At 42.7% G+C, this 335-nt stretch carries 1 protein-coding gene; it reads right to left on the bottom strand.

Going from position 1 to position 335, the window contains the following annotated elements; genetic code table 11:
- Positions 1 to 335: hypothetical protein (locus tag OS191_RS00070; protein ID WP_267153670.1), on the bottom strand; the 335-nt coding region annotated here is incomplete at both ends.

The raw sequence follows: 335 nt of genomic DNA, 5'->3' as shown, positions 1-335 counted from the left end.
TCTCCTGCTGCTGTCACCGTAAATTCTGGTGTTGCTGCTGTTTGCTCAATGATCAAGGTTGGACCTGATGTTAATACATAGGCAACTTCATAATTATTAGGCACTACTGGCATCATGTTCTGTGTCGCACTAATAGTTACACTAGCTCCCGATAATTGTACTGGAGTGGCATCGGCTGTTAAGCTTCCTGCATCGGCTGAACAGGTCTCTACTGTAACTGGTGCGCCTGCTACATCTAATGCTGCACATAAACCATTGCTTGTTACGATATTTAAAACATCGCCTCCTGTTGTAGTTCCTGGCACAATAACACTTAAATCTAAATAATTAGGATC

The organism is Xanthomarina sp. F2636L, assembly GCF_026410195.1.
Lineage (GTDB): Bacteria > Bacteroidota > Bacteroidia > Flavobacteriales > Flavobacteriaceae > Xanthomarina.
This window is presented reverse-complemented; position numbering and strand designations above follow the sequence as displayed.